The organism is Roseitalea sp. MMSF_3546 (assembly GCF_030732865.1).
GTDB lineage: Bacteria > Pseudomonadota > Alphaproteobacteria > Rhizobiales > Rhizobiaceae > Roseitalea.
Map to the genome: position 1 here is coordinate 194975 of NZ_JASHKB010000003.1, position 22938 is coordinate 217912.

The 22938-nt window shown below is 67.0% G+C and carries 12 protein-coding genes; 6 read left to right on the forward strand and 6 right to left on the reverse strand.

Going from position 1 to position 22938, the window contains the following annotated elements:
* Positions 1-69: 69 nt before the first annotated feature.
* The 4 genes from RBB34_RS04520 to RBB34_RS04535 all read right to left on the reverse strand — a co-directional run bounded on the left by RBB34_RS04520 (position 70) and on the right by RBB34_RS04535 (position 15977).
* Entirely contained in the window at positions 70-627 is a 558-nt protein-coding gene (locus tag RBB34_RS04520) for a hypothetical protein (protein ID WP_306117995.1), read from the reverse strand.
* A gap of 146 nt (positions 628-773) precedes the next feature.
* Positions 774-7058 (reverse strand): GEVED domain-containing protein, encoded by a 6285-nt coding sequence (locus RBB34_RS04525; protein ID WP_306117996.1) that lies wholly within the window; start codon positions 7056-7058, stop codon positions 774-776.
* Between the two features lie 23 nt (positions 7059-7081).
* The gene (locus tag RBB34_RS04530) at positions 7082-12865 is read right to left on the reverse strand and encodes an SdrD B-like domain-containing protein (protein WP_306117997.1); all 5784 of its coding nucleotides are present in this window, start codon (positions 12863-12865) and stop codon (positions 7082-7084) included.
* An 82-nt stretch (positions 12866-12947) separates the two neighbouring features.
* Positions 12948-15977 (reverse strand): hypothetical protein, encoded by a 3030-nt coding sequence (locus tag RBB34_RS04535; protein WP_306117998.1) that lies wholly within the window; start codon positions 15975-15977, stop codon positions 12948-12950.
* Positions 15978-16637: 660 nt separating this feature from the next.
* On the opposite strand from RBB34_RS04535, the gene RBB34_RS04540 reads away from it, so the two are divergent.
* From RBB34_RS04540 to RBB34_RS04550, 3 genes are all read left to right on the forward strand, one after another.
* Complete coding sequence (locus RBB34_RS04540) at positions 16638-17255, forward strand: exopolysaccharide biosynthesis protein (protein ID WP_306117999.1); 618 nt, start codon at positions 16638-16640, stop codon at positions 17253-17255.
* A 79-nt stretch (positions 17256-17334) separates the two neighbouring features.
* Positions 17335-17994: a hypothetical protein gene (locus RBB34_RS04545; RefSeq protein WP_306118000.1), complete on the forward strand. Its 660-nt coding sequence runs from the start codon at positions 17335-17337 to the stop codon at positions 17992-17994.
* Between the two features lie 215 nt (positions 17995-18209).
* Positions 18210-18860: a Crp/Fnr family transcriptional regulator gene (locus RBB34_RS04550; protein ID WP_306118001.1), complete on the forward strand. Its 651-nt coding sequence runs from the start codon at positions 18210-18212 to the stop codon at positions 18858-18860.
* Between the two features lie 52 nt (positions 18861-18912).
* Here RBB34_RS04550 and RBB34_RS04555 read toward each other — a convergent pair whose 3' ends face one another.
* Positions 18913-19254: a hypothetical protein gene (locus RBB34_RS04555; RefSeq protein ID WP_306118002.1), complete on the reverse strand. Its 342-nt coding sequence runs from the start codon at positions 19252-19254 to the stop codon at positions 18913-18915.
* A gap of 92 nt (positions 19255-19346) precedes the next feature.
* On the opposite strand from RBB34_RS04555, the gene RBB34_RS04560 reads away from it, so the two are divergent.
* Positions 19347-19784 (forward strand): hypothetical protein, encoded by a 438-nt coding sequence (locus RBB34_RS04560; RefSeq protein ID WP_306118003.1) that lies wholly within the window; start codon positions 19347-19349, stop codon positions 19782-19784.
* Between the two features lie 66 nt (positions 19785-19850).
* Here RBB34_RS04560 and RBB34_RS04565 read toward each other — a convergent pair whose 3' ends face one another.
* A complete protein-coding gene (locus RBB34_RS04565) occupies positions 19851-20111 on the reverse strand; it encodes a DUF1127 domain-containing protein (RefSeq protein WP_306118004.1) in 261 nt (86 codons plus the stop codon).
* A gap of 92 nt (positions 20112-20203) precedes the next feature.
* Between RBB34_RS04565 and RBB34_RS04570 the strand changes: the two genes are divergently transcribed.
* Positions 20204-21622: a PLP-dependent aminotransferase family protein gene (locus tag RBB34_RS04570; protein ID WP_306118005.1), complete on the forward strand. Its 1419-nt coding sequence runs from the start codon at positions 20204-20206 to the stop codon at positions 21620-21622.
* Positions 21623-21725: 103 nt separating this feature from the next.
* Positions 21726-22922 (forward strand): DUF418 domain-containing protein, encoded by a 1197-nt coding sequence (locus RBB34_RS04575; protein WP_306118006.1) that lies wholly within the window; start codon positions 21726-21728, stop codon positions 22920-22922.
* The last annotated feature ends 16 nt before the right edge of the window (positions 22923-22938 follow it).

The window sequence follows — 22938 nt, forward strand, 5'->3', positions numbered from 1 at the left end:
TTTCGGCGAGGCGGCATTTCACGGATTGCAGCGTGGCGGGAATACCGCCCGCGCGGCGGACAAGCCCGCCTATTCGGCGGCCACGCGCACGCGATAGACGGCCGTCGCGGCGGTCTCGTCGGCCAGCGGTTGGGTGAGCACCCAGCGCACCGTGCGGTATTCGGACGGCGCGGCGAGCACGCGCTGCTTTTCGCCGTCATCGTTGACGATGGTCTTGTAGGCCGGTTCGGTCTGCCAATCCTCGCCGGGCACCAGCACCTCGAACCGCATGGCCTCGCCCGAGCGCGCCGAATCGCCGACAAAGGCGGTGCCCTCGGGGATCGGGCCCTGCACGATGAAGCCGGTGAGCGCGTCGCCCGACTGGTTCCTGTGGGCGATGCGGTATTCGATGACCGAGCCCGGATCGACACGCTCGGCCGGCGCCATCACCTCGTTGCCTTCGTCATCGCGGGTGACGATCATCGCCTGAAGCGAGCTGGCCACCGGCGGCCGATCCTCGGCCGGTGCGGTCGCGGCGGGCTCGGCCTGTTGCGCAAAGGCCGGCAGCGCCAGCACGATCGCGGCGAGCAATGCGGCCAGCGCAATGCTGACCAGCCCGGTGCGGAAATGCGTGTGTTGCTGCTGCATGGTCTGATTCTCCTTGTTGGCCGCCGCGATCGCCACTGCGTGCAGGATCGAATCTCGGCTATCTTGGGTTGTAATTTCGACTTTCATTCGCCTTATCGGAGTGTCCTTGTCAATGCCGGCCGGGCCGTGAGCGCCCTTGCGGCCACCTACTGGATCTGCACCTGAAAATAGAATCGGGCGACGGCGCCCGGGCCGAACGCGCCGGTGCACTGCCAGGAGACCGGTCCGCTCCCGCCATTGCCCGGATCGCCGACCAAGCACGACACGCCCGCGGGCACGGAGGTGGTCGAGGCCGGGCAGTGCGACGGCGCCGGGACGAGCGAGGCGCCCGGCGGCGGCGCCGGCGTGCTGCCATAGGCCGCCGTGAAGGCCGGCGTGGTGTCGAGCACATCGACATCGAAGGCCGGCGCGCTGGTCGGGTTGGTCACGGTCAGCTCGTAGACGAGGATCTGGCCAGGGCTGCCGGCATTGAGCGGACCGAAGGCGGTGGCCGCGGCGCTGTCGTTGCACACGCCCTTGGCGATCTGCAGGGACACCGGAGCGACGACCTCCACCCGGTCGGTATTGGCCAGGCAGTAATCGGGATCGAACCCGCCGGGCAGCAGGCTCGTAACGGCGGCACAACTGCCCCCGTCGCCGACCGCCCGATAGGGGTCGATGTCGAGCGGATCGCCGGCGAAATCGACAAAGGCGACGACATCGAAGACCAGTTCGGCCCCGGTCGAGGCGCCGCCGGCGACCTGAACGCGGGCGATGATCTGGATGAGTTCGCCCTCGACCACGGGGATCGCGCCCGCAATGGGTGTGTCGCCGGGATCGAAGGCCTGATCGCCATTGACGTCGCGATAAAGCTGCACATCGGCGAAGGTCGATGCGGTCGGGCTCTCGCCGATCGTGTTGACGAGGAAGAGCACGGTGCCGGTGGTGCGCATGCGATAATTGTGCGCAAAGGTGACCATCGCACCCGGTGCGGCCGACCGGGAGCGGTCCTCGGTGAGCGTCGGCACGTCGATCTGGCCGAAATCGACACCGGTGTAGGCGGTGGCGGCGGCCGGCACGAACACCACCGCGCCATCGGCCGGGTCGGGATTGGAAAGGCCCGGCAGCGACCCGCCGGCGGCGTTGTCGGAAGCATGCAGCCATTGCGCTTCGCCCAGCGCGGCCGCGACTGTCACCTGCTGGCCGGCCGCCGAGGGAGCGAGCGCCATGAGATAGCCGCCATCGCCGGCCGTCGTCGCCGCGCCGTAGACAGCCTCGCCGGCATCGGGCCGGCCATCGCCGTCATTGTCGTCGAAGGCTGTCACGGCGATGCCGGCGATTCCCGCCTCGGCTGCGCCCTGCACACCGTCATGGGCGGCGGTGGCGCCGGCGGCCGCGCCATTGTCCATGAACACCGTGCCCGAAACGCTGATCGGCGGGTCGACGATGGTGACCTGATGGTCCTCCACCTCGCCCGACGCGGACGGACCGACGGGCATGTCGCAGTCGCCTTGCGCCTGGCAGACGCGGAAGCGCGCAAAGGTGGGTCCGGCGGCGAGGCCGCCGAGAACCGTGCCGCCGACCAGGGCGGCGCCGGCCGTGACGGGCTGGTCGCTGGCGACCTGCTCGCCCGGATCGGTGAAGTCGCCATCGCCGTTCCAGTCGATCCAGACGTTCAGATAGCCCGAACCGACGATCGGCAGGTTGAACACGAAGGGCTGGCCGGGGACGAACGCGCCCGGCAGCGCCGCGCCGCCATCCTCGTCGTTCGCGCCGTCCTGATCGTCGGCAAGGGCGCCGGCGTCCTGCAGCGTGCCGTTGTCGATGTCGGTGGGTGTCGCGCCGATCCGAACCTGTGGCGGGTCGTTGACGGTGTGGCGCGGCCCGCCATCGGCTTGCGTCGTGGCATAGCCGAGGGCGGCCGGCGCATCGCCGAAATCCCCGGCCAGGACGGTGACCGGATGGTCCTCCACCTCGCCATCGGGCGCGGCGGTGGCGACGTCGAGGCCGGCGGCGGTCGACCAGCGGAAGCGGGCGAAGGTCGGGTTGGACAGCGGCGCAACCGGCGGATTGACCAGAACCTCGATAACGCCGTTGGCCGCCCCGTCCCCATCGCCGGTGCCGCCGTCCTGAGAGTCGGTGGCGACCTGCTCGCCGGTATCGTCGAAATCGCCGTCGCCGTTCCAGTCGATCCAGGCTTGCAGATATCCGCCCGCGCCCGACACACCTACGTTGATGGTCGCCGGAACCCCCTGGATCAGGCTTGCCGGCAGCGTCACGCCGTCATCGGCATCGCTGACACCGTCATTGCCGACCGGAGCGGTCTCGGTGGTGACCGCCGCGCCGAGCGTGTAGCCCGTCCGGGTCACATGGTAGGTGTCGCCATAGCCCGTCGGCGCATCGGAATAGTCGGCCGGTCCGTAGGCGAAGTCGAGACCGGAGACGACGCCGCCATCGGCAACGGTCACATTGTCCAGAAATTCCACCGTCCGCGTGGCCGCGCTGCCCGGCGGGCCGACGGTGAAGGCCGGCACGCGCACCCGATAGACAAAGTCGGAAATCACCGCCGGGAAGCGGTATTCGCCATTGGCGTCCGTCGTCACGGTGCGGATCAGATTGCCGCCGCTGTAGAGCTCGACGGTCAGGCCGGCGCCGGCCGCCGCGCCTTCGCCGGAATCGACCACGCGGTCGCCATCGGCATCGACATAGACTGTGCCTTCCAGCGTGCCATAGGGGAAGGGCCGTGCGCCGCGGCAGCCAAGGCCGTCATTGCCGCCGGCGCCTGGGCCGCTGCCCAGCAGGAACGCCGTGCCGGTGCCGGTGGGGTTCAGACCCGGCCCGGCATTCAGCCCGGTATCGATCTGATAGACGTTGCCGCCGGTGTTGCGGTAGCCGAACAGCGTCGCGCCAGTGGCGTCGAACCATCCCGCGCCGAAATTGTCGTTGTAAGGCGGACCGGTTGGCCCAAAACGCACCAGAGACGCCGAACCCGCCCCCGTCAGGTCGACCTTGATGGCGGCAACGCGTCGTGCATTCGAGTCGATGCCGTAGAAGACCTGATCCACCCCATTGTAGATAAAATCCGCTGCATTGATGCCGAAGCCGGCAGCAATGTTGTGGGTCAGGACCGCCGGCGTCTGCTTCCGGTCGACGACATAGATTCTATTGTTGTCTACATTGAACACATACAGATTGCCGTCATCGTCTATATCGCCGGCGGAACGGGAGAAACTGCTGGCGCCGGAAAAGGCCGAGATGTCGATCAGGCCGAGATCGACAAAGCTGCCGGCGGCATCGACGGCGTAAAGACGGCTTGAGTTGTTCAGGACGCCGTATCCGAGCACCGAGTCGCCATTTTCCCACACGCCCCAGGCGCCGTTCTTGTTGCTGCCGGAATTCGGGGAGTTGTTGAAATTGGCGTCGTACTGCCCGGTGCCGGAATTGTAGCTGAGCGTGACCTCGGTGAGGACCGCGCCGCGCACCTGGTAGAAGGTGCCGTCGCAGGCCATCTGGGACATCGCCGTGACGGTCACGGCGTAATCCTCCACCTCGCCATCGGGCGCGGCGGTGGCGGCGTCAAGGCCGGCGGCGGTCGACCAGCGGAAGCGGGCGAAGGTCTGGCTGGTGGTCGCGGTGACGGGCGGGGTGACGATGAAGTCGATGGTCCCGGTCGCGGCGTTCTCGTCGCCGGTCTGATTGTCCTGCAGATCGGTTGCGATCTGCTCGCCCGGATCGAACGTCCCGTCGCCGTTCCAGTCGATCCAGCCTTGCAGATAGCCGTCATTCAGCGCGTTTTCCGACACAGCCACGCTGATCCGCGCGGGAACCCCCTGATAAAGGGCGGGAAGGGTCACCCCGTCCTCGTCGTCGGTGCCGTTGGCATCGTCGCTGGTTCCGCCGGTTCCGGCCCCGGGCTCATCGCGATCGGGCGCCGATGCTCCCATGTAGAGCGCGGCATCGATCGGATGCGCCGCCTCGGCATAGCCCGGCGCATCGCCGAAATCGGCGCAAAGCGGGAAGAACTGTCCCTTGTTGACCGCCTGATCCGCAACCCAGGCATAGACAAGGACGACACCGTTGGCCGGCATGGTCACCGTCATGTCGTGGCTGGCGCTGCCCTGGTCGTGAAAGCCCGTGCTCGCGGGCGAACGCGCAAGCAGGTTTCCGGCACTGTCGCGCACCGCGAGGATCGCATGTTCGGCGAACCCGGTGTCGAGCACGCTGATCGTCTGGCTCGTGCCCGCCGGGGCCTGCCACCGCGTCACCATCACGTGGCTTTCTCCGATGCCGCCGACCGGGCCAGTCGTTAGATCGAGTTCGGCAATCGGGGACGTGCCGGCGATGGCGAAGGTTCCCGTCGCATCCGGCGTGGTGTTCGGGCGCTGCGGGAGATTGTCGAGGTCATAGGTCCAGCCCGTCCGCAGGAAATTGTCGTCATTGCTAAAACCCGACATGGGGCCCACCCATCCGGCATGGCTCATCTGGCAATGGCCGGCGGGCACGACCGGCTGGTAGGGGTTCGATATCGCCACCGTGTAGTCCTCGACCTCGCCATCGGGGGCGACCGAAGCGGGGGTGGCGCCGGTCACGCCCGCATGGGTGGTCAGGCGCAGACGCACGAAGCTGTCGCCCGCCACCCCGCCCGAAAGGCCGGACCAGTTGAGCGTCGCCGTGCCGCCGGATGTACCGTCGGCCACCGCCACGGAGGCGTGTTCGTCAGTGTCAAAATTGCCATTGCGGTCGAAATCGATCCAACCATGCAGTGTCGCCGGCGCGCCGCTGGTGTTGGTGACGGTGGCGTCGAGGGCGTAGCTGCCGGCGGCGGATAGGACGGGCGGGAGGCTGGCCACCCCGTCCTCGTCGTCGGTGCCGTTCGTGTCGTCGCCATCGGCATCGGGGCTGGCGAGCGGGGTCGCATCGGCGTCGATGGCCAGGCCGAGCTGGAGGCCGGCCGTGACCGCGTGCGTGGCCTCGCCATAGCTTGTGCCCGCCACCGGCGCATCCGAGCGGTCGACGGGCGCGGTCGCCAGCGTGACGAACAGATCGCCCGCGCCGGTGCCTTCATTGTAGGGTTCAAGGTCGAGCGCGGCGGTGTCGCCGGACGTGTTCAGCACGACCGGGTCGAACGTCACGGTGCCGGTGCCGGTGTCCACCGCAAAGCTGGTCGAGACCACTTCCGCATTGGCGAAATTCCTGTCGGGGCTGACGAGCAGCGCGAAGCCCTCGCCGGCGGTCAGGCCCATCGCCGCATAGTCGAACGAAAAGCTCAGCGGGTCATTGCCCAGATCGCCGCTGCCCTGTTCTTCCAGGCGCCAGTGGCGGTCAGGCACGCGGTAATCGGCGCCGACGCTGGCAACGGTGGTCGTGGTGAACTGGGTGACGTCGCCGCCCTGATGGGCGGTGATGACATAATCGCCCGACATGTCGTTGACGCCTGCGCCGGCGCCGACATCGAACGTCATCTCGGCGCTGGTCGCGCTGTCGCGGCGGTCGCTCTGCGGACCCAGACAGTTGCTGAAATCGTTGCGCCCGATGGCATCGCGATTGAGATTCTCCGGATGCCCGCTCGTGTATAGGTTTTCGAACGCGCCGGTGAAATCGGCGCCATACTTGGCGCCGAGATAGGCGTTGACCTCGCTGAGCTGGCAGTCGCTGAGCGCCGCGTCGTAAAGGATCACTTCGGCGATCCGAGAATCGTGAAAACTGCTCGTATTCCGGTTGCTGTTGATCTTCAGCAACCGGAATACGAAATTCATGTTCTCGTTGGCGGAATCGACCAGCGTGCCTTCGCTGAAGAGTTCCAGGAGGTTCGAGGGGCTGTTGCGCGCCCGCATCCCGTAGAGTTTGATCACATTGTCTTCGAACGGCCCGAAGGAGCGATCCGTGATGCCCGTGAAAGGCACGTCAAAACTGTCGCTTGCAGAGCGATAGGTGATCTGGAAGGACCCGTTATTGCCGGGCGCATTCGCGTTGGAGAAGAAGGCGTCGAGATTGCTGGGGTTGGGGTCGTCGCTCGCCAGCACCATAAACAGGGTGAAGTTGTTGGTGTTCACATCCGGGATGTTGTTGATCAAACGATCGTTGCCGTCGAAATCGAGGACGGCGCGGCCACCGAACAGCGCATCGCTCGACACATATTCGGGCCGGAAGCCGCTGGTGTCGCCGATGGTCACATCGTGTCCGTTGCTCGACTTGTCCGCCCAGCAGGCGACCTGATCGCCATTGCCGGCCGAGGCGGTGCAGGCGGAGTCGGTGTAGATCGTGCCGGTATCGTCGGCGTCCAGCCACAACACCATGTTGGCGGTCCGGTCCGAACCATCGGAAAAGGTCTCGGGCGGCTGCGCCCGCGCCGGCAGGGCGATCATCGTCGCGACGGCGAACGCGCCCCACAGCGTCGCCAGCGCGCCGCCCCTGACCGCCCGCGCCGCCGCGTGCCGGCCTGCCTGTGTCATGCTCGCCTCCGTGTGCCCAGGTCTCATTGGCCGCCGATCCCCATCCGGTCGAGCAGATCCCAGATCCCCTCGTCGATCTTGGCGCGCACGCGCAGGTAAAAACCTGTGCGGTGGATGTCCTCGATCTTGTCGCGCTCGATGTCAGCCCAGGAATAGCCCAGCGAAACCAACGTGTTCTTCGCCGGCACGAAGCCGATCTCTCCCCCCAGGCCGTAATGGGCCGCGCCAATGTCCGGTTCGACGAACACCGTGCCGTTCAGCCCCAGCACCACGCGCTCATGGGCGTCCCATTCGAACCCGGCGGTGCCGAGCAGCACGGTGCTGTCGAGGTCGAGCCCGTCATAGCGCTGCTCAAGGTGGCGGCCGGCATGACGGGCGCGGATGCGCAGATCGTCGTTGAGCCGGTATTCGCCGCCCAGCGACCAGCTATGGGCCAGTTCGCGCGTTTCGGCGGCGCGGTCGTCGTCATATTCGAAGCCGTACCAGGCCAGCGCCGACCAACGGTTGTGCTCGCCCGGCCGCCAGGCGGCGCCAAGGCGGGCGCGGTTGCGGGTGCGCTCGCCGGCTTCGGCGTCGGTGTAGGCAAAGCGGTTGCGGGCCAGCACCGTGATGTCGCCGAAGCGCTTGCCGAGCGAAGCGCTGGCGTACCAGTTCTGCGTGCCGTCGTCGGTGCGGCTCCATTCGGGGCGCAGTTCGAACAGCGTCGTGCCGTCTTCGTTCTGATAGCCGTAGCCGAGCGTGATCGCGGTGTTGCGGCGGTGGTCCTCCGACAGCGGCTCGACATGTTCGAAGGAGGCGGTGAGGTCGTGATGATCGTTCCATGTCCAGCGCCAGTCGAGCCCGCCGGCAATGCCGCCATCGCCGCCCTCGCGATGCTCGGCATAGCTTGACACATGCTCGTTCCAGGTCACTTCGATGCCGGCGCGCGAGGTGACGGCGTCCTCGCCGGCGAAGTCGGACAGGCCGAACAGGCCCGAGGTCGAGGACGACAATTCGGTCTTGCCATAGACGCGCACGCGGTCATTGACCCGGTAGTCGGCTTCGAGCAGCCAGCGCCGGCGCGAGGCATCGTCGAGGGCCTGCTCATACTCGAGGCCAAGGCGCGCGCCGGGCAGCCAGTCGGACCTGATGTCGAGGCCGACAATCCCCGACCAGGTCTCGCTCGGCGCCGGCTCGCCGGGGCGATCGGTCACCGAATAGCGCGCGCCGAACACCGCGTCGATCTGCTCGTTGAGGCGCAGCTTGGCGCGGCCCTCGACGCCGTAGCGCTCCTCGCCGGTCGGCTTGTCGCGGCTGTAGAGCGCCTCGCCCTCCAGATCGAGTCGCTTGGTACCGCGCAGGGCGGCCTCGATGCGCAATTCGGTGCGGCCCGGGCCGATCGTGGCGCCGGGCGGGTCGAAATCGACGTCGGTGTCGGCGGCGGCGACCGACAGGCGGCCGCGCTTGCCCTCAAGTTCATAGCGGGCGCGGTAGCCTTCGCCGATACGGCCGAGATGGTCCTCGCTCTGGGCGGCCTCGACCTCGAGCCGGCCGTAGCGACCCAGATCCGCCTCGACATAGCCGGCGCGCACCGTGCGGTCGTCGTCTTCGGGCGCCTCCGCCATCGAGCGGACCTCGCGATAGCCGATGGTGACGGTGTCGGTGACGGCAAGGCCGATCTCGCCGCCGATGATCCAGTAGCGTTCGGTGCCGGAATCGACCTCATAGGTGACCCGGATGAATTGCGGGTTGAGGTTGTCGTCGGTCGCCATGACCGGGCGGGCGAAGATGATGGTGTCGGCGAAGAAATCGAGCGTGTAGTCGGTGTTGCGGCGCAGCGTGACGGCGCTGATCGCGACCTCGGGCTGGTCGCGGTCGTAGGCGACGATCTCGACACGCTCGCTGCCGTCGATATAACCGGTCAGGTCGAGCGCATAGGGGCCCGATATGCCGCGGGCAGGGAATTCGCGCACCACCTGGCTCTGGTCGGTGTAGGCGGCGAACAGGTCGACCGTCAGCCGGTCGCGCTCGATATGGGCATGGGCGCCGGTGACCGACCGGCTGTAGCCGCCCAGTTCGATGGCATCGCTTTGCGGGCCGACGGTGATATCGCCGTAAAGGACGTAGGACAGGCCCTTTTCGACCTTGACGTAGAGCTGGGAGTTGGACTGGGCGTCAAAGCCGCGCTCGGCGCTGTCGCCATAGACCGGATAGTAGGCGTCCGGATCGATATCGCGGAACAGGCGATCCTCGGTGTCGCGGTCGCTCTCATAGCGCAGGGTGAGCAGCGCGTCCCCCCGGATCCGGCCCTTGAGGTAAAGCGCCCCGCGCACGCCCTCGATGGTGTCCTCAAAGCCCGACAACTGATCGTCCTCGATCAGCGGGGCCAGGCTGGCGCCGCCCTCGCCGAAGCGCACCGCGCCCTCGATGATGCCGACCGCCAGGCGCTGGTCGAGATCTGGCGTCAGTCGGATATCGGCGGTGTGGGTGCCAAGGCCCGAGCGCACGGTGATCGTCTGCGTGCCCGACAGCGCGGGCGGGTAGTAGTCGAAGATCGCCTGACCGCGGTCGATGAAGACCTGGGTACCGGGCTCGCTTAAGCGGATGTCGGTGACATCGAAGCGGCCGGCGGCGGGATCGAGCGTGACCTCGATGGGCGTGCGGGTCGGCCGGCCCTCTTCGTCGATGGCGCGCACCAGCACCGGGATCGCGGTCGCCGGATCGGCGAGAGCTGTGGGCGGGGCGATGATCTCGAGCGCGGTCGGCTTGCCCGGTGCATAGACGGTGATCGTGATGCCGCCCCGGTCGTTGCCGAAGGGGTCGGTCTGGACGAGGCGGAGTTCGTTGGCGCCGCCCTTGAGGCGCACGGCGATGAATTCGGCAGCTTGCACGCCACCGGCCTGGTACATCGTGCGCTGGCCGATCCGCTCGGCGCCGATGGATTGTCCGTTGACCTCCAGCTTGAGCCTGACCGCCGCCGGTCCCTTGATGCGGATCGAGATGTCGTCGTCGTTGAGGATGTCGCCGTCCTCAAGGTCGAGGAAAGCCAGTTCAGGCGAGAGTTCGCGCGTCAGCGCTTCCAGATCGACCGTGCTCTCGATCGCCTTGCCGTGATCGGTGTCAAGGGCCACCTCCGCCTCGCCGTCGGCGCGCGGCGCGCGCGTTGTGACCTGGGTGGAGGTCAGGCTTTCGGCGCGGCGCGATTTGCCGGCGCCAGCGATGGTGCCGCCAAGGGCAAGGTCGGTGGCGGGCAGCGCAAACCCGTCATCGGCGTGGTTGCCGGCGCGGGCGATCACCGCATCGAGCACGGCGCCGGTGCCCGGACCGATGGCAAAATCCTCCTGCCGGATCTCGCCTCGCTTGAGGTCGACGAAGCGCGTGCCCGGCGCGAGCGCGTCGCGCGTCCGGGTCATCAGGACGGACGTTCCGGCGGGCAGCGTCGCGCCGTCGACGGCAAAGACATGGGTGACCGGGCGCAGGCCGGGCAGCGAATAGTTGCCGTCCGGATCGGTGATGACCACCGCGCCGTTCTGCAGATAGATGCGCACGCCGGGAACGCCCGGCTCGATGCGCTCTTGGCCCGGTTGCACGTCGCGGACGCCATTGCCGTTGACATCGACGAACACCGTGCCGAGCACAACGCCCTCATCGGCGAAGACGCCGTCGGTCGCTTCGACCCGGACGATGTGGCGCGCGGTGTTGGAGACAAGCTGTTGCGGCAGCGCCGGCAGCCGGCCGGTTGCGACGGCGCTGTTGACGGCCTCGCCGAGCGCGGCGCTTGACGTGACGCGCGCAACGTAGCTGACGGTCAGCGTGTCGCCCGGCCCCAGATCGAGCGCGGACAGATCGAACCACAGTTCCGGGCCGACGCCGCCGGTCGGGTCGGCGAGCGGCGCGCCGTCGATCTGCGCGGTCCCTTCAAGATAGGCAAAGCCGGCGGGCAGCGTGTCGGTGAGGGCCAGATCGAGCATTGCCACTTCGCTGCGATTGGCGATCTGCACGGCGTAGCGAATGAACTCGCCGCGCTCGAGGCGGTCCCGGTCGGCGGTCTTGTCGATGGCGAAATCGAGCTTGGCGCCCGGATCGAGCGGAATATCCACGCCGAACGGGCCGGCCGAGGCGATCGCGAAGGCCTCGCCATAGGAGGCGAGCGGATCGACATTGCGGTCATAGCCGGGGAAGACCGTGCGCTGCGAGGGAAAGGCCAGCCCGCCCGGATCGAGCACGGCGATCCGATAGCTGCCCGGGGGCACGTCGGCGAACCGGTAGAAGCCGCTCTGGTCGGTGACCGCCTGGTCGACAGGTGTGCCGGTGGCGCTCAGAAGCGTGACCTGGGCATTGGGCACGGGCGCGTTGCTCAGCGCATTGAACACAAAGCCACCGGGGTTGACGACCAGCGTGTCGGTGAGCGCGGTCGTTCCGCAGCTTAGCGTGGCGGTGACCAGCGTGTTGGCGAGGGCCGAAACGACCCCGTTGAAGCGCGCGGCGGGAACCTGGTCCTGGACCGGCACGGCGGCGCTGCGGAAGACGCCGGTATTGGGGCCGGTCTCGGTCGCCGTGACTGCCTCGCGGTCAAATTCGGGTGTCGAATCAAGGGTGATGGAGATGGTTTCGGCGACTGCGCCATCGCGGTTGCACACGCCCGCATTCACCTGCAACCAGGCATTGGCGTTGACCGGCATCGTCTCGATGTCGCTGGCAAAGGTCTGGTCCATGAAGGCGAGCGTGCCGCCCTGCCCCGTCACGGGCGTCTGGACGCGATTGGACTCGAAGGATTCGGGCTCGCCGGTTCCGACCGGCTGATAGCCCTCGGCGCGGTTTTCAAGCAGCAGCCCGCCGGCATTGGCATTGACCGTCACGCTCAGCCTTACGGTGTTGGAAAAACCAGCCGGAAAGGCGTCCGGCGTCGCAACGTCGCCGTCGGGATCGTAGAGGAAGGCGACGGCATCTACTTCGCCCGCCGGCGGCGGCGTCGTGGTGTAGCTGTGCTTGGGGCCCGTTGCGGCCGCATGGTAGATCGGCCGGAACGTGATGTTGCCGTCGGCACCGGCAAATTGCGTGTTCTGCGGGATCGCATCGCGCACGATGACGCCGGCGCGCGCCACGCCGTCGATCGTCAGCGTTTCACCTTCGAGCGTTGCGGCCGGCGGAAGCGGACCGAGCCCGTTGTTGCGAAGTTCGAGCGCATAATCGAGCACGTCGCCGGCGGCCACCGAGACCGCCTGGGCGCGCTTTGCGATGACCAGGCCACCTTCGGAGGTGCGGGCCGTGCCGGTCGCCAGGTCGCCGACCGCTTCGGCCGGGTCCTGCGCGACAAGGTCGATGAGCCCTTCTTCGGCAACACTGGCGCCGGAGGGCATTTGAAAGCGGACGATGAAGGACGCGCGCTCGCCCGGGCCGAGCGATATCGCGCCGCCGCCCGCAAATGACGGCTCGCCGCCATCGATGGCCCCGTCGCCATTGACATCGCGGAAGATCAGCACGTCATGCAGGGCCAGATCGTCGCCGGTCTGCTGGACGGCGTCGATGGCCGGGTTGAGCGGAACGTTGCCGATGTTTTCGACGAAGAAGACGAACTGGCCGATCACGCCCGGCGAGGCGAGGATCGTCTGGTCCGCGTCCACCGCGATCGCCGGCAGTTCATTGATCACGATGACGGCGGTGTTGCTGAAGACCTGCTCGACGATGCCGAGCGCGGGATTGAAATAGGTCGCCTGGGCCTGGGCGTGGATCTGCGCGCCAGCGGGCGGCATGTCGGCCCGCGCCGATGCGATGGCGAAGAAAAGCACGATCAGTGCACCACATAGGCCGCGAACGATGCTTGGCATTCGTTCCATCCCCGCAACGGCATGCAAATCCGAGGTTACGTGCCCGAACGGGGCGGGCCGCGCGGGCCCACCCCGTTGCCGGCTAGTTGGCCGCCTGGAGCGGCGTGGACGCGCCGGACGTGTCGTTGCCCAGATTGCCGTCGATTTCGACGATGAAGGTCAGCACCGCCGTTTCGCCCGGCGACAGCGTGCCGTATGTGGCGATGACGTCACCGGTGGCACCCTGTCCTGGCTCGGTGCTGATGGTGCCGCCAACCGAGCCGTCGTCGACGTCGGCGAAGCCGGCCACGGCCTCATAGGTCGTGAATGCCGGCGTCTGGTCCCTGATCTCGACGCCTTCGGCATCGCCGCCGCCGGTATTGGTGGCCGTCACGCGGTAGACGATGCACTGGCCCGGACTGCCCGGAAGCTGGCCCTGCTGGAAGGCCGTGTCCGCCGTCCCGTCACAGTCATCGTCGCGCGCCTGCTCCTTGACCAGCTGCAGGTTGCCCGAGACGACGGTGACCGTGTCGGTGACGGCGTTGTTGGCGGTATTGCCGTCGGTGACCGCGCCGGGGGCGGCGTCGGTCAGGGCGCTGTCGATGGTGATCACCGCCTGCTCGGAGGTGCCGTCCAGCGCGCCGGGCGGCACCTGGACGCGGTGGAACAGCAGCACGCTTTCGCCGGGGTCGAGGGTCGCATCGGCATTGCCGATGTTTGCGCCCGCTGCGGTCATGACCTCGGTGATGGAGGTCACGGCAGCGTCGCCGGCATCGAGCACGCCGTCATTGTTGCTGTCGACCAGGATGACGCTCGAAAAGGTCAGGAACGGCGTGGTCACCGACAGCGCGCCATCGGTGATGCCGACATTGCCGACATTGGACAGGGTGTGCGTGAGCACCGCGGTTCCGCCCGAGGTGGCCTGGCCGGTCTGGTCGGGCGTGATCTGCAGATCGACGATCGCGTTGACCGTCACCCGGTCGAGCTTGACGTCGAAGGCCCCGGTGGTCGGCGAGATTGCCTTGAACCAGATGTCGACATCGCCCGGCTTGGCATCGGCCGGCACCGTCACTCGCGCGGTGATCGTCTTGGTGCCGCCCGCGGCCAGAACGCCGGTGTTGTTGGAAGGCGTGGTGCCGTCGAGGAACTGCACGTTCCAGTTCGCCGGCAGGCCGGTGCCGGGCGCCAGGCCGTCGCCGATCGGCGAGCCGGGGGGTGGCGTCGTCGTGTTCGGGTCGGCGTAGAACTGCAGGTCAAAGCTCTGCGGCGTCACCGAGGTGTTCTCGATCACCAGCGCGAAATCGACCGTCGTGCCCGGATCGGTGGTCTGCGTGACCCAAGGATTTCCGGAATTGGTGGCGTCGTCGTCCGGATTGGTGCCGGCCGTCGCCACAATGCCGCCGTCATCGTTCTTGAGGTCGACCGTGTCGGCAACCACCGCCGAACTCAGAAGCGCAACCGATTCGTTGACGATGTTGGTGTCCGACTGGGCGGTGGCGACCACCTCACGCACCCATGGGGGCGCCGTGTCGGACCGCGACTCGGCCGGATCGAGGTCGGCGATCAGCACGATCTCGACCGCACCGCCGGCAGGCACCGTAACGTCCGGATTGCCGTCGGAATCGGTGTCGAGGATGACCTGGCCCGACGCCGTTTCAAAGCGGAAGGTGGTCGAACCGGGGAAGTCCGCTGTCGGCGTGATGCCCGGCAAGGGCGTCGTTCCGGCCAAGTCAGCCGTGGTGTCGCGCTCGGTCAGGTTGAATGTCTCGGTGGCGTTGGAATCGTTGGACAGGATGAAGGAGAACGGAATCTCCGAGCCCGCCGCCCACTGATTGGTCGGCGTCGCGGTGATGTTGCCGTTGGTGCCATCCTCTTCCACAACGTCATTTGTGGTGTCGCTATCGGTGTCCGTGCTCGATGCAAGCGTACCGCCCAAACCGGCCGGATCGTCCGGATAGGTGTCGGTCGCCGGCGGCGTCGTGCCGGATTGGCTGTCGGCAAGCGTGACGCCCAGATCGGCGTTCACCGTGAAGGGCGGGTTCGGCCCCGGGTCGTCGGGATCGCAGGTCGCGCCCACGCAGGCATAGACCCGGTTGTTGTAGGTACCCGCAGGCGTGCCGCCGGTGATGGTCGCCTGGAACGTCACCTCGCCGACGGTGCCGACCGGAACGTCATCGACCGTGAACAGGATCGTCTGGCGATCGTTGCCGGTGTCGAAGTCGTCGACCGACAAGGCGCTCGCCAACGCGACGCCGAAATCGATGGTGTCGCCGGTGCCCGCGGTTGCGTCGACCCCGTCGGTATGGTCATCGGTGAGCGTGCCGCCGAACGACCAGCTGGCCGAGCCCGGCGTATAGGTCAGTTCGGGCGGCAGCGGGTCCTTGATGCGGACCACGCCCGGCGCGCCGCCGGCATTCTGATAGGACAGCGTGACGGTGACCGTGTCGCCCGGCGCGCCATTGGACGGCGTGATCGACTTGTTGGTGAGGACGATCGCACCGGACTGATAGATGATGTCGTCATTGACGGCGTCGGTCTTGTTGGTGTCGAAGACAGACTCGGCCTCGATCTGGATCGGCGTGTCGGTCTCGCTGCCCGCGGCTCCGGCCGGGTAGTTCGCCTGGACGACGATGCCGAACACCTCGCCGGCTGCCAGCGGCGGCGTAGCGGTGATGGGCGTTGTGCTGTCGGCAACGCCGTTGGCGTCGGCGTCGGGGAAGATCTCGACGGTGCCCGTGGCGAAGCCCGTATTGGCGACCGACAGATTGAAGGTATCGACGCCGTTGCCGAGGTTCTCGATCGTATGCGCGAAGGAGACCAAACCGCCCTGGTCCGAAGCGGTCTTGGCGCCGACGAGCGCGTCATCAAGCTCGGGCGTTCCGGCATCGGCCTGGACGCCGTCATAGGACGATTCCAGATCGACCGCGGCGATCTGGTTGACGAGCGTTTCGACCAGGTTGGACTGGACGGTCACCTGAAGACCGCCGGCGGTGGTGTAGACCGCCGTCGCCTGGTTGCCGATCACCGAGCCGGCCGGCGCGATCTGCGCCAGAGCCGGTGCGGCGAACAGCGTTGCCGCGGCGATCGGGACCGTGGCGGACGCCAGCCCTAATCGTTTACGTAGTAGTGTCATGATGGCTCTCATCCCTGGGTTGTGCTCACAAGCAGCCGAGATGGCCGTAGAACGCCGACCGAACCGCTTCGCCTTATAGCGGGGCCATGAGAGGGCGCAACCAATGGATTTATTTAAAGCAAACTTTCTTCCTCAGGTTGCATACGGTTGCGATAGAGGATGGTTAATCAAGTGTTGCGGCCGCAGCGCTGCCGATGGACGCTTCGAACAATCCGCGCGGCATTCTGCGCACAAAGCAAACTATATCTGCTCTATGACAAACGCTTTCACTGCACTAAAATCGATATTTCTCTTGTTTTTTGATGACCGAGACCGTATTTTCTAGATGAGAACTCCATTTACTCAGGATATATATTATCACAACCCTCCCGACATATTCGGAGCCGACGAAAACGTCCTCGTGCAGGACTCCCCACGAAGAAGCCGCATCGATTCCGGTTGCAGGCGATCGGCGGCCGGCCGAACGCGCAAGGACGGGCGAATCGGCGTCGGTGATTCGGCCACGCCCGGCGGCCGGCCGGCCTTGCGCACGCCGTTGCGACGCCCGGCCCGCCGCCTTTGCCGGGCGCGCAAACCGTGCCTAGCTTAAGCCATGAAAACGTGGCACGAGGCGCCAGCCAGCGCTGTCTGACGCAGCGCGTTGATGGAGCTTTGGCAGGGATGACCGAGACCGGCGCACAGGATTCGCTTGTCGATCTGCTCGAGCGCATTCAGGCGTGCCGAACGGGCGAACGCATCAGCGTGGGCACGCTGATGGAGCGGCTCGGCCGAGCCACGTTCGGACCGGCGCTGCTGTTGCCGGCGCTGCTCGCCGTCATGCCGATCATCGGCGCGCTGCCCGGGGTGTCGATCGTCATGGCGCTGATCGTGCTGGTCTTTGCGCTGCAGATGCTGTTCGGCCTGCAAAAGCCCTGGCTGCCACGGCGGCTTTCGACCATGACCCTTCCCAAGTCCAAGCTCGACGCGGCGATCGAGGCGATCAAGCCCTGGGCGCTGCGGCTCGAACGCGTGCTGCGGCCGCGCTGGGGCTTTCTGACCGAGCCGCCGCTATCGTGGTTCGGGGCGCTCGTCGCCACGTGCCTGGCGCTGGCCATGACGATCGGTGCACTGGTCCCCGGAGGCATCGTTCCGCCGGCCATCGCCATGCTGATCCTGGCGGTCGGCTTGACGGTCCGCGACGGGCTGTTCATCGCCTTGAGCGTTGCTTCCACGCTGGGCATGTTCGGCGCCGGAGCCTGGTTGTTCTCGAGCGGCACGGCGCTGGGTTGGCTGGCCTAGGCGAGCCGGCATTGATCGATTTGCGCGCCTCTCGCGTTACCCGTGCAACCGGACCGGATGCGACAGGGAGGCACGCGCCATGCCCGACACCGAAACCGCCGATACCGTCAAGGCCCTGCTCGCGCGCTACGGCCGCAGCTATTCTGCCGAACTGGGCCTCGACCTCAGCCGGAACACGCCGTCGGTGCTGTTTCGATGGCTGTGCGCGAGCCTTCTGCTCAGCGCCCGCATTTCCGCCGATCTGGCCATGCGCGGCGCCAAGGCGCTCGCAGAGAACGGATGGACCACCGCCGAAAAGATGGCCCAGAGCACCTGGGAAGAGCGCACCCGCTGCCTCAACCAGTCCGGCTATGCGCGCTATGACGAGCGTACATCGAGCATGCTGGGCGATGTGGCGCAGATGCTGCTCGAGCGCTATGACGGCGATCTGCGCAAGCTGCGCGAGGAAGCCGGTCGCGATCCGGCGCGCGAGCACGAGCTTCTGACCCGGTTCAAGGGCATCGGCGATGTCGGCGCCGACATCTTCCTGCGCGAGGCGCAGATCGCCTGGCGCGAGAACTATCCGCTGGCCGACAAGAAGGCATGCAATGGTGCCCGCAAGCTGGGCCTGCCCGACACGGCGGCCGAGTTGAGCACGCTGGTGCCGGACGAGGGGTTCGCCGATCTGGTCGCCGCGCTGGTGCGCGCCGATCTCGATGGCGCCGATGCCGATTCGCTGCGCAGGTCGGCCGCCGATTGACGGCATCGCGCCTCGGCGATCGTGCCAATTCGCGCGGGCGCGCGCCGAACCACAACCCCTGATCGGGGGCGAGCGGCCAGCCGCGCGCTGCAGTTGCGTGCGCGCAGGCCAGCGTCGCAACCCACGGTTTGAACGGCCGGAAAACCGCGATTCTCGTTTTGACACGCGCGGATCGGTCGCTAACGCTAAATCGCGTTCGCAACCGTTCCAGACGCATGGCAATCAGTTTCAACGACTCCCCCTATGAAAGTCTCAGTCCGGCGCTGCGCCGCCATGTCGAAAGCAGGCTCAGGCGCCGCGCCTTCCACAAGGGCCAGCATCTTTACACAACGGGCATGGAGCATCAGGGGCTTTTCTGGTTCCGCTCGGGCATAGCCCTTTCCTACAAGACGACCGACGATGGTGACTACGATATCGCCGTACCGATATATCGGGGCGTGTGGACGGCTCCGAGCTTCGTCAACGGCCAGCACGCGATGTCGCAAGTGGCGATGACCACATGCGTGGTCGATTCGATCGATCCGGACGCTTCGGCATCGCTGGCCCAAGACAGGGAATTCATGAAGCTGATTTCTGCCTGGTGCGCGGAGGATTTCTCGCTGCTCGTCAGCGCGTCGGCCACGATCAACCAGGGCCGTGCCGAAGACAAGATCCTCAGCTATGTCCGCAACGCCATCAAGATTTCGCGCAACGATCCCAATGCCGACGAAACGACGATGACCGGCGAACTCGAATGGCCGTTCACCATCTCGCAGATGGCGCGATTCACGCGCTTTTCGCGGCCGCATCTGAGCCTCGTGCTGAGCAATCTGGCCGCCGATCAGCGCCTGGAGATTGGCAACGGCCGGCTCGTCCTGCACTACTGACGCAGCAGCCATCGCGGACGGATCGAGCCGATGCGCCCGCGCGATGCGGGCCCTATCGGGCGGCGCTGACCAGTTCGCCCGGCGTCGTGCGCGTGACGGTGATCTGTTCGGTCACCGCGTTGCACAAGAACACCAGATTGGCGTCGATCGAGACCAGCTTGACGCGGTAATGGGCGGCGGTGTCGGCGGTCACCGACACATGCCGGTCGCTGGCGCCGATATTCGACAGCATCGCCTCGATGGCCCGCGGGCATTGGCTGAACCCGACGGCCTTGCGCAGCAGGAGCTCACGGCTCGCCGGCTCCTCGGCGGCAATTGCCGGCATGCCGGCCGTGGCAGCGCCGGCCAGCAAAGCGGCGGCGGCCAAGCCGCTTGCTCGTTTGATGTAAGACATGGCAGTGTCCCCCGGTCTTCGTCATTGCTCGGTTGCGTTGGCTTGCCTGACCGGCGACGCTTCGGCCGCCTTGACCCCGTTCGGACGAGCCTATGCGTGATTCGGCCCCCGAGAAAAGCGTGTTTGCGCCGCATTTGGGCGCATTTGTTGCAGCGCTGTCGCTTGCCGGGCTCGCCGGCTGTCAGACCTTCGAGCCGCCCGGCGGGCCGCTCGAGGCGCAGGTCGATGCCGATACCGCGCTGGTTGCGCTTCAGCGGATCAACGAAAGGGCGCTTGAATGCTGGGTCAGAAGCGGCGACCGCCGGTTTGCACCCTACGCGCTGGTGCCCGAACTCGACACGGCGGCCGGTGCGCCACGCATCCTGGTCGTCGCCCGCGGGGAGCCGCAGGCCCTGCCCGAACTCGTCATCACCGCGACGGGCGACCCGGTGCGGCTGACAACGTTCGGCCCGCTCGCCGGCCGGGGACTGTCGGGGCGAATCAATCGGGACATTCTGGCCTGGAGCGCCGGGCGCCAGGGGTGCGGATGAGCGGCGAGCGCGATCGGGGCGGCCGCGGCCGCTGCGCGAGAACGACAATGGGCCAAGCCAGCCCGATCAGCGATGGCGCTCGAAGAAGGGCAGCGACTTGCGGATTTCCCGGTTCGCCTGGTCGACCGTAAGGCCGATGTCCTCGAGACCGTCGGCATCGAGTTCGCTGAGGTGAATGCGGGTGCGCCGCTTTTCCAGCTTCTCGCCGATCATCGCGCCCAGGACCCGCATCCAGATGCGGAACGGCACCGCGCCGGCGTTCTCGTAACGCACGCCGGCAATGGTGAATGGTCCACGCCGAAACGGGATTGATTCAATTGTATCCATTGCCGAGCCTCATTGACGTCTTGTGATGTCCTGTCTTTGAGAAAGTGGGATACATTGACACAATTGCTGCATCAATATACAGAATTGTCACCATGACAAATTGGATGCCCGACATTGCCGGCCTCGACGGCCCGCTCTATGTGCGCCTTGCCGACGGCATCGAGCGGGACATCGTCTCGGGTGCTCTGCCCGCCGGCGCCAAGCTGCCGCCGCAGCGCAATCTGGCTTTCGACATCGGGGTGACCGTGGGCACGGTCAGCCGCGCCTATGCGCTGGCGCGCGAGCGCGGGCTGGTGTCCGGCGAGGTCGGACGCGGCACGTTCGTTGCCGGCGCCAGCCGGACCCCTTCGGGCGGCGAACCGCACTGGTATCCCAAGCCGGCGGCCAGCGAGACGAGCGGCGATGACGGCACGATCCGCTTCGACAGTTCGGCCGCCTTTTCCGACCGGAGCTACGCGCAGATGTCGGCGATCCTCGCCGAAATCCTGCGCGAGGGCGACGACCGGATCACCGACTATGTGCGCGGCGTCCGGCCGGACTGGCAGCGCGCCGGCGCCCGTTGGATCGCCACCGGGGCGGGCTGGGAGCCCGAGCCGGAACGGATCGTGCCGGTGCACGGTGCCCATGGCGGCATCATGGCGGTGATTGCCGCCATGACGAGCCCGGGCGACCTGATCGCCGTTGAAGCGCTGACCTATGGCACCGTGCCGCGCAGCGCCCATCTGATCGGCCGGCGCACGGCCAGCATTGCCGTCGACGACAAGGGCATCGTGCCCGACTCGCTCGACAACCTTTGCGCCCAGCAGCACCCCAAGCTGATATTCGTCATGCCGGCCGTGCACAATCCGCTGACGATCGCCATGCCCGAGGATCGGCGCCGTGCCGTCGTCGACATCGCCCGCCGCCACAATCTGTGGATCGTCGAAGACAGCCTTTATGGCAGCCTCGACCGCGATCCGCACACGCCGTTCGCCGCCCTTGCCCCCGAGCGAACCTTCCACGTCTCCGGCCTGTCGAAGGCGGCCGCCGCGGGCGTGCGCGGCGGCTGGCTGGCCTGCCCCCCTGCCCTGACTTCGCGCGTGAGCGCCAGCCACAAGCTGCTCACCGGGGGCAAGAGCTTCGTCATGACCGAGCTTGCCGCGCGGATGGTGCTGTCGGGCGCCGCCGAGGCGCTGCGCGCCGATGTGCGCGCCGAGACCATGTCGCGACTTGCCATCGTGCGCGACGTGTTCGCCGGCTGCGACTTCAACAGCCGCGACCATGTGCCCTTCGTCTGGCTGCGCCTGCCCGAACCGTGGCTTTCGGGAACGTTCAAGGCGGCCGCGCTGGACGAGAACATCCGGATCGACGACGAGGACGAATTCAAGGCCGGACGCGGCGACACCCGCCTGCATGGCGTGCGCATCGCGTTCGCCTCGACGATCAAGGACGAGGCGGTGCTGCAACAGGGCGTGCGCACGCTGCGGCGGCTTCTCGATTCCGGCCCGGCGGCCTATCACAGCTACAACTGAGCCGCCACGGCGCAAAGCGCGCCGGGGGCGCGATCAGGCCATTGACAAGTGGGGCGCAGCGGTTTCAACGCGGGGCCCGCAACCCGGCAACAGGACCAGACCCATGGGCTACTGGACACAAACCGCTGCGGCAGGGCGCGAGGTCCTGCCCGACCTGGTGCGCGCCTTCGCCCTGTTCGGCATCGCCCTTGTCAATGTCGAGTTCCTCGCCTGGCCGGCGGTGACAGGCTATCCCGACGCCGCCTTCGGATCAGGCGCCGATTCGGCCGCCTACTTCGCCGTCAGCGCGCTGTTCCTGCTCAAATCCTACACCCTGTTCTCGTTCATGTTCGGTGTCGGCTTTGCCTACCAGATGCGGTCGGCCGAGCGGCGCGGCACCGGTTTCGCCGGCGAGTACTGGCGCCGGGTGGCTGGCCTTCTGATACTCGGCGTGGCGCATGTTGCGCTGCTGTTCCAGGGCGACATCCTGATCATCTACGCGATCCTGGGCGCGGTGCTGTTCGTGTTCCGCAAGGCCGGCCCGCGCACGCTGATCGGCTGGGCGATCGCGGCCTATGTCGTCCAGGTGCTGGTCACGGGCGCGGTCGCCGTCCTGATCTGGCTCGGCGCGACGTTCGCTCCCGAGGTGATGGCCGAGCAGGCCGCCGGCGTCATGGACCAAGCCGCCGCGCGCGCGCAACAGGTATTCGGTGCCGGAACGTTCGCCGAAGCGGTCGCGCTGCGCCTTGAGGAATGGGCCAATTTCATCGTCTTCGGCCTGTTCATCCAGGGCTTTGGCGCCTTTTCCTTCTTCCTGTTCGGGCTGGCGGCGGTCAGGCACGGGGCGATCGCCGATCCCGACATGCCGATCTGGCGCCGCGCGCGCCGCCTCTACCTGCCCGTCGGCCTGGTTGGCAGCGCGCTCGGCGCGTGGGTGCTGCTTGCCGCCGAGAGCGCGCTGGCGCCCCAGATGATGTTCGGCATGTTGATCATTACGGTGTTCGCGCCGTTGTCGTCGGCCGGCTATATCGGCCTGATCGCGAAGTGGGCAAGCGGCCCGCCCGGGCCGGTCAAGGCCTTCCTGGCGCGCGGCGGCACGGCGACGCTGACGGCCTATCTGCTGCAAAGCCTGCTGTTCTCGCTGATCTTCAATGCCTACGGGTTGGGCCTTTTCGGCACGATCGGCGTGGCGGGCAGCACCGCGATCGCCTTTGCGGTGGCGCTGGCTTCGATCGTCTTGTCGAGCGTCTGGCGAATGCGCTTCGGGCGCGGTCCGATGGAGGCTCTGCTTCGGCGATGGACATATCTGGGTGCGCGGTGAGCGGTCGCTGGCATAA

Bases quoted from the DNA above. Each gene is read 5' to 3' on its own strand.
- RBB34_RS04550 (WP_306118001.1), top strand. From the start codon at position 18,210: ATGGCAATCAGTTTCAACGACTCCCCCTATGAAAGTCTCAGTCCGGCG.
- RBB34_RS04570 (WP_306118005.1), top strand. From the start codon at position 20,204: ATGACAAATTGGATGCCCGACATTGCCGGCCTCGACGGCCCGCTCTAT.
- RBB34_RS04575 (WP_306118006.1), top strand. From the start codon at position 21,726: ATGGGCTACTGGACACAAACCGCTGCGGCAGGGCGCGAGGTCCTGCCC.
- RBB34_RS04555 (WP_306118002.1), bottom strand. From the start codon at position 19,254: ATGTCTTACATCAAACGAGCAAGCGGCTTGGCCGCCGCCGCTTTGCTG.
- RBB34_RS04530 (WP_306117997.1), bottom strand. From the start codon at position 12,865: ATGCCAAGCATCGTTCGCGGCCTATGTGGTGCACTGATCGTGCTTTTC.
- RBB34_RS04540 (WP_306117999.1), top strand. From the start codon at position 16,638: ATGACCGAGACCGGCGCACAGGATTCGCTTGTCGATCTGCTCGAGCGC.
- RBB34_RS04520 (WP_306117995.1), bottom strand. From the start codon at position 627: ATGCAGCAGCAACACACGCATTTCCGCACCGGGCTGGTCAGCATTGCG.
- RBB34_RS04525 (WP_306117996.1), bottom strand. From the start codon at position 7,058: ATGACACAGGCAGGCCGGCACGCGGCGGCGCGGGCGGTCAGGGGCGGC.
- RBB34_RS04535 (WP_306117998.1), bottom strand. From the start codon at position 15,977: ATGACACTACTACGTAAACGATTAGGGCTGGCGTCCGCCACGGTCCCG.
- RBB34_RS04560 (WP_306118003.1), top strand. From the start codon at position 19,347: ATGCGTGATTCGGCCCCCGAGAAAAGCGTGTTTGCGCCGCATTTGGGC.
- RBB34_RS04565 (WP_306118004.1), bottom strand. From the start codon at position 20,111: ATGGATACAATTGAATCAATCCCGTTTCGGCGTGGACCATTCACCATT.
- RBB34_RS04545 (WP_306118000.1), top strand. From the start codon at position 17,335: ATGCCCGACACCGAAACCGCCGATACCGTCAAGGCCCTGCTCGCGCGC.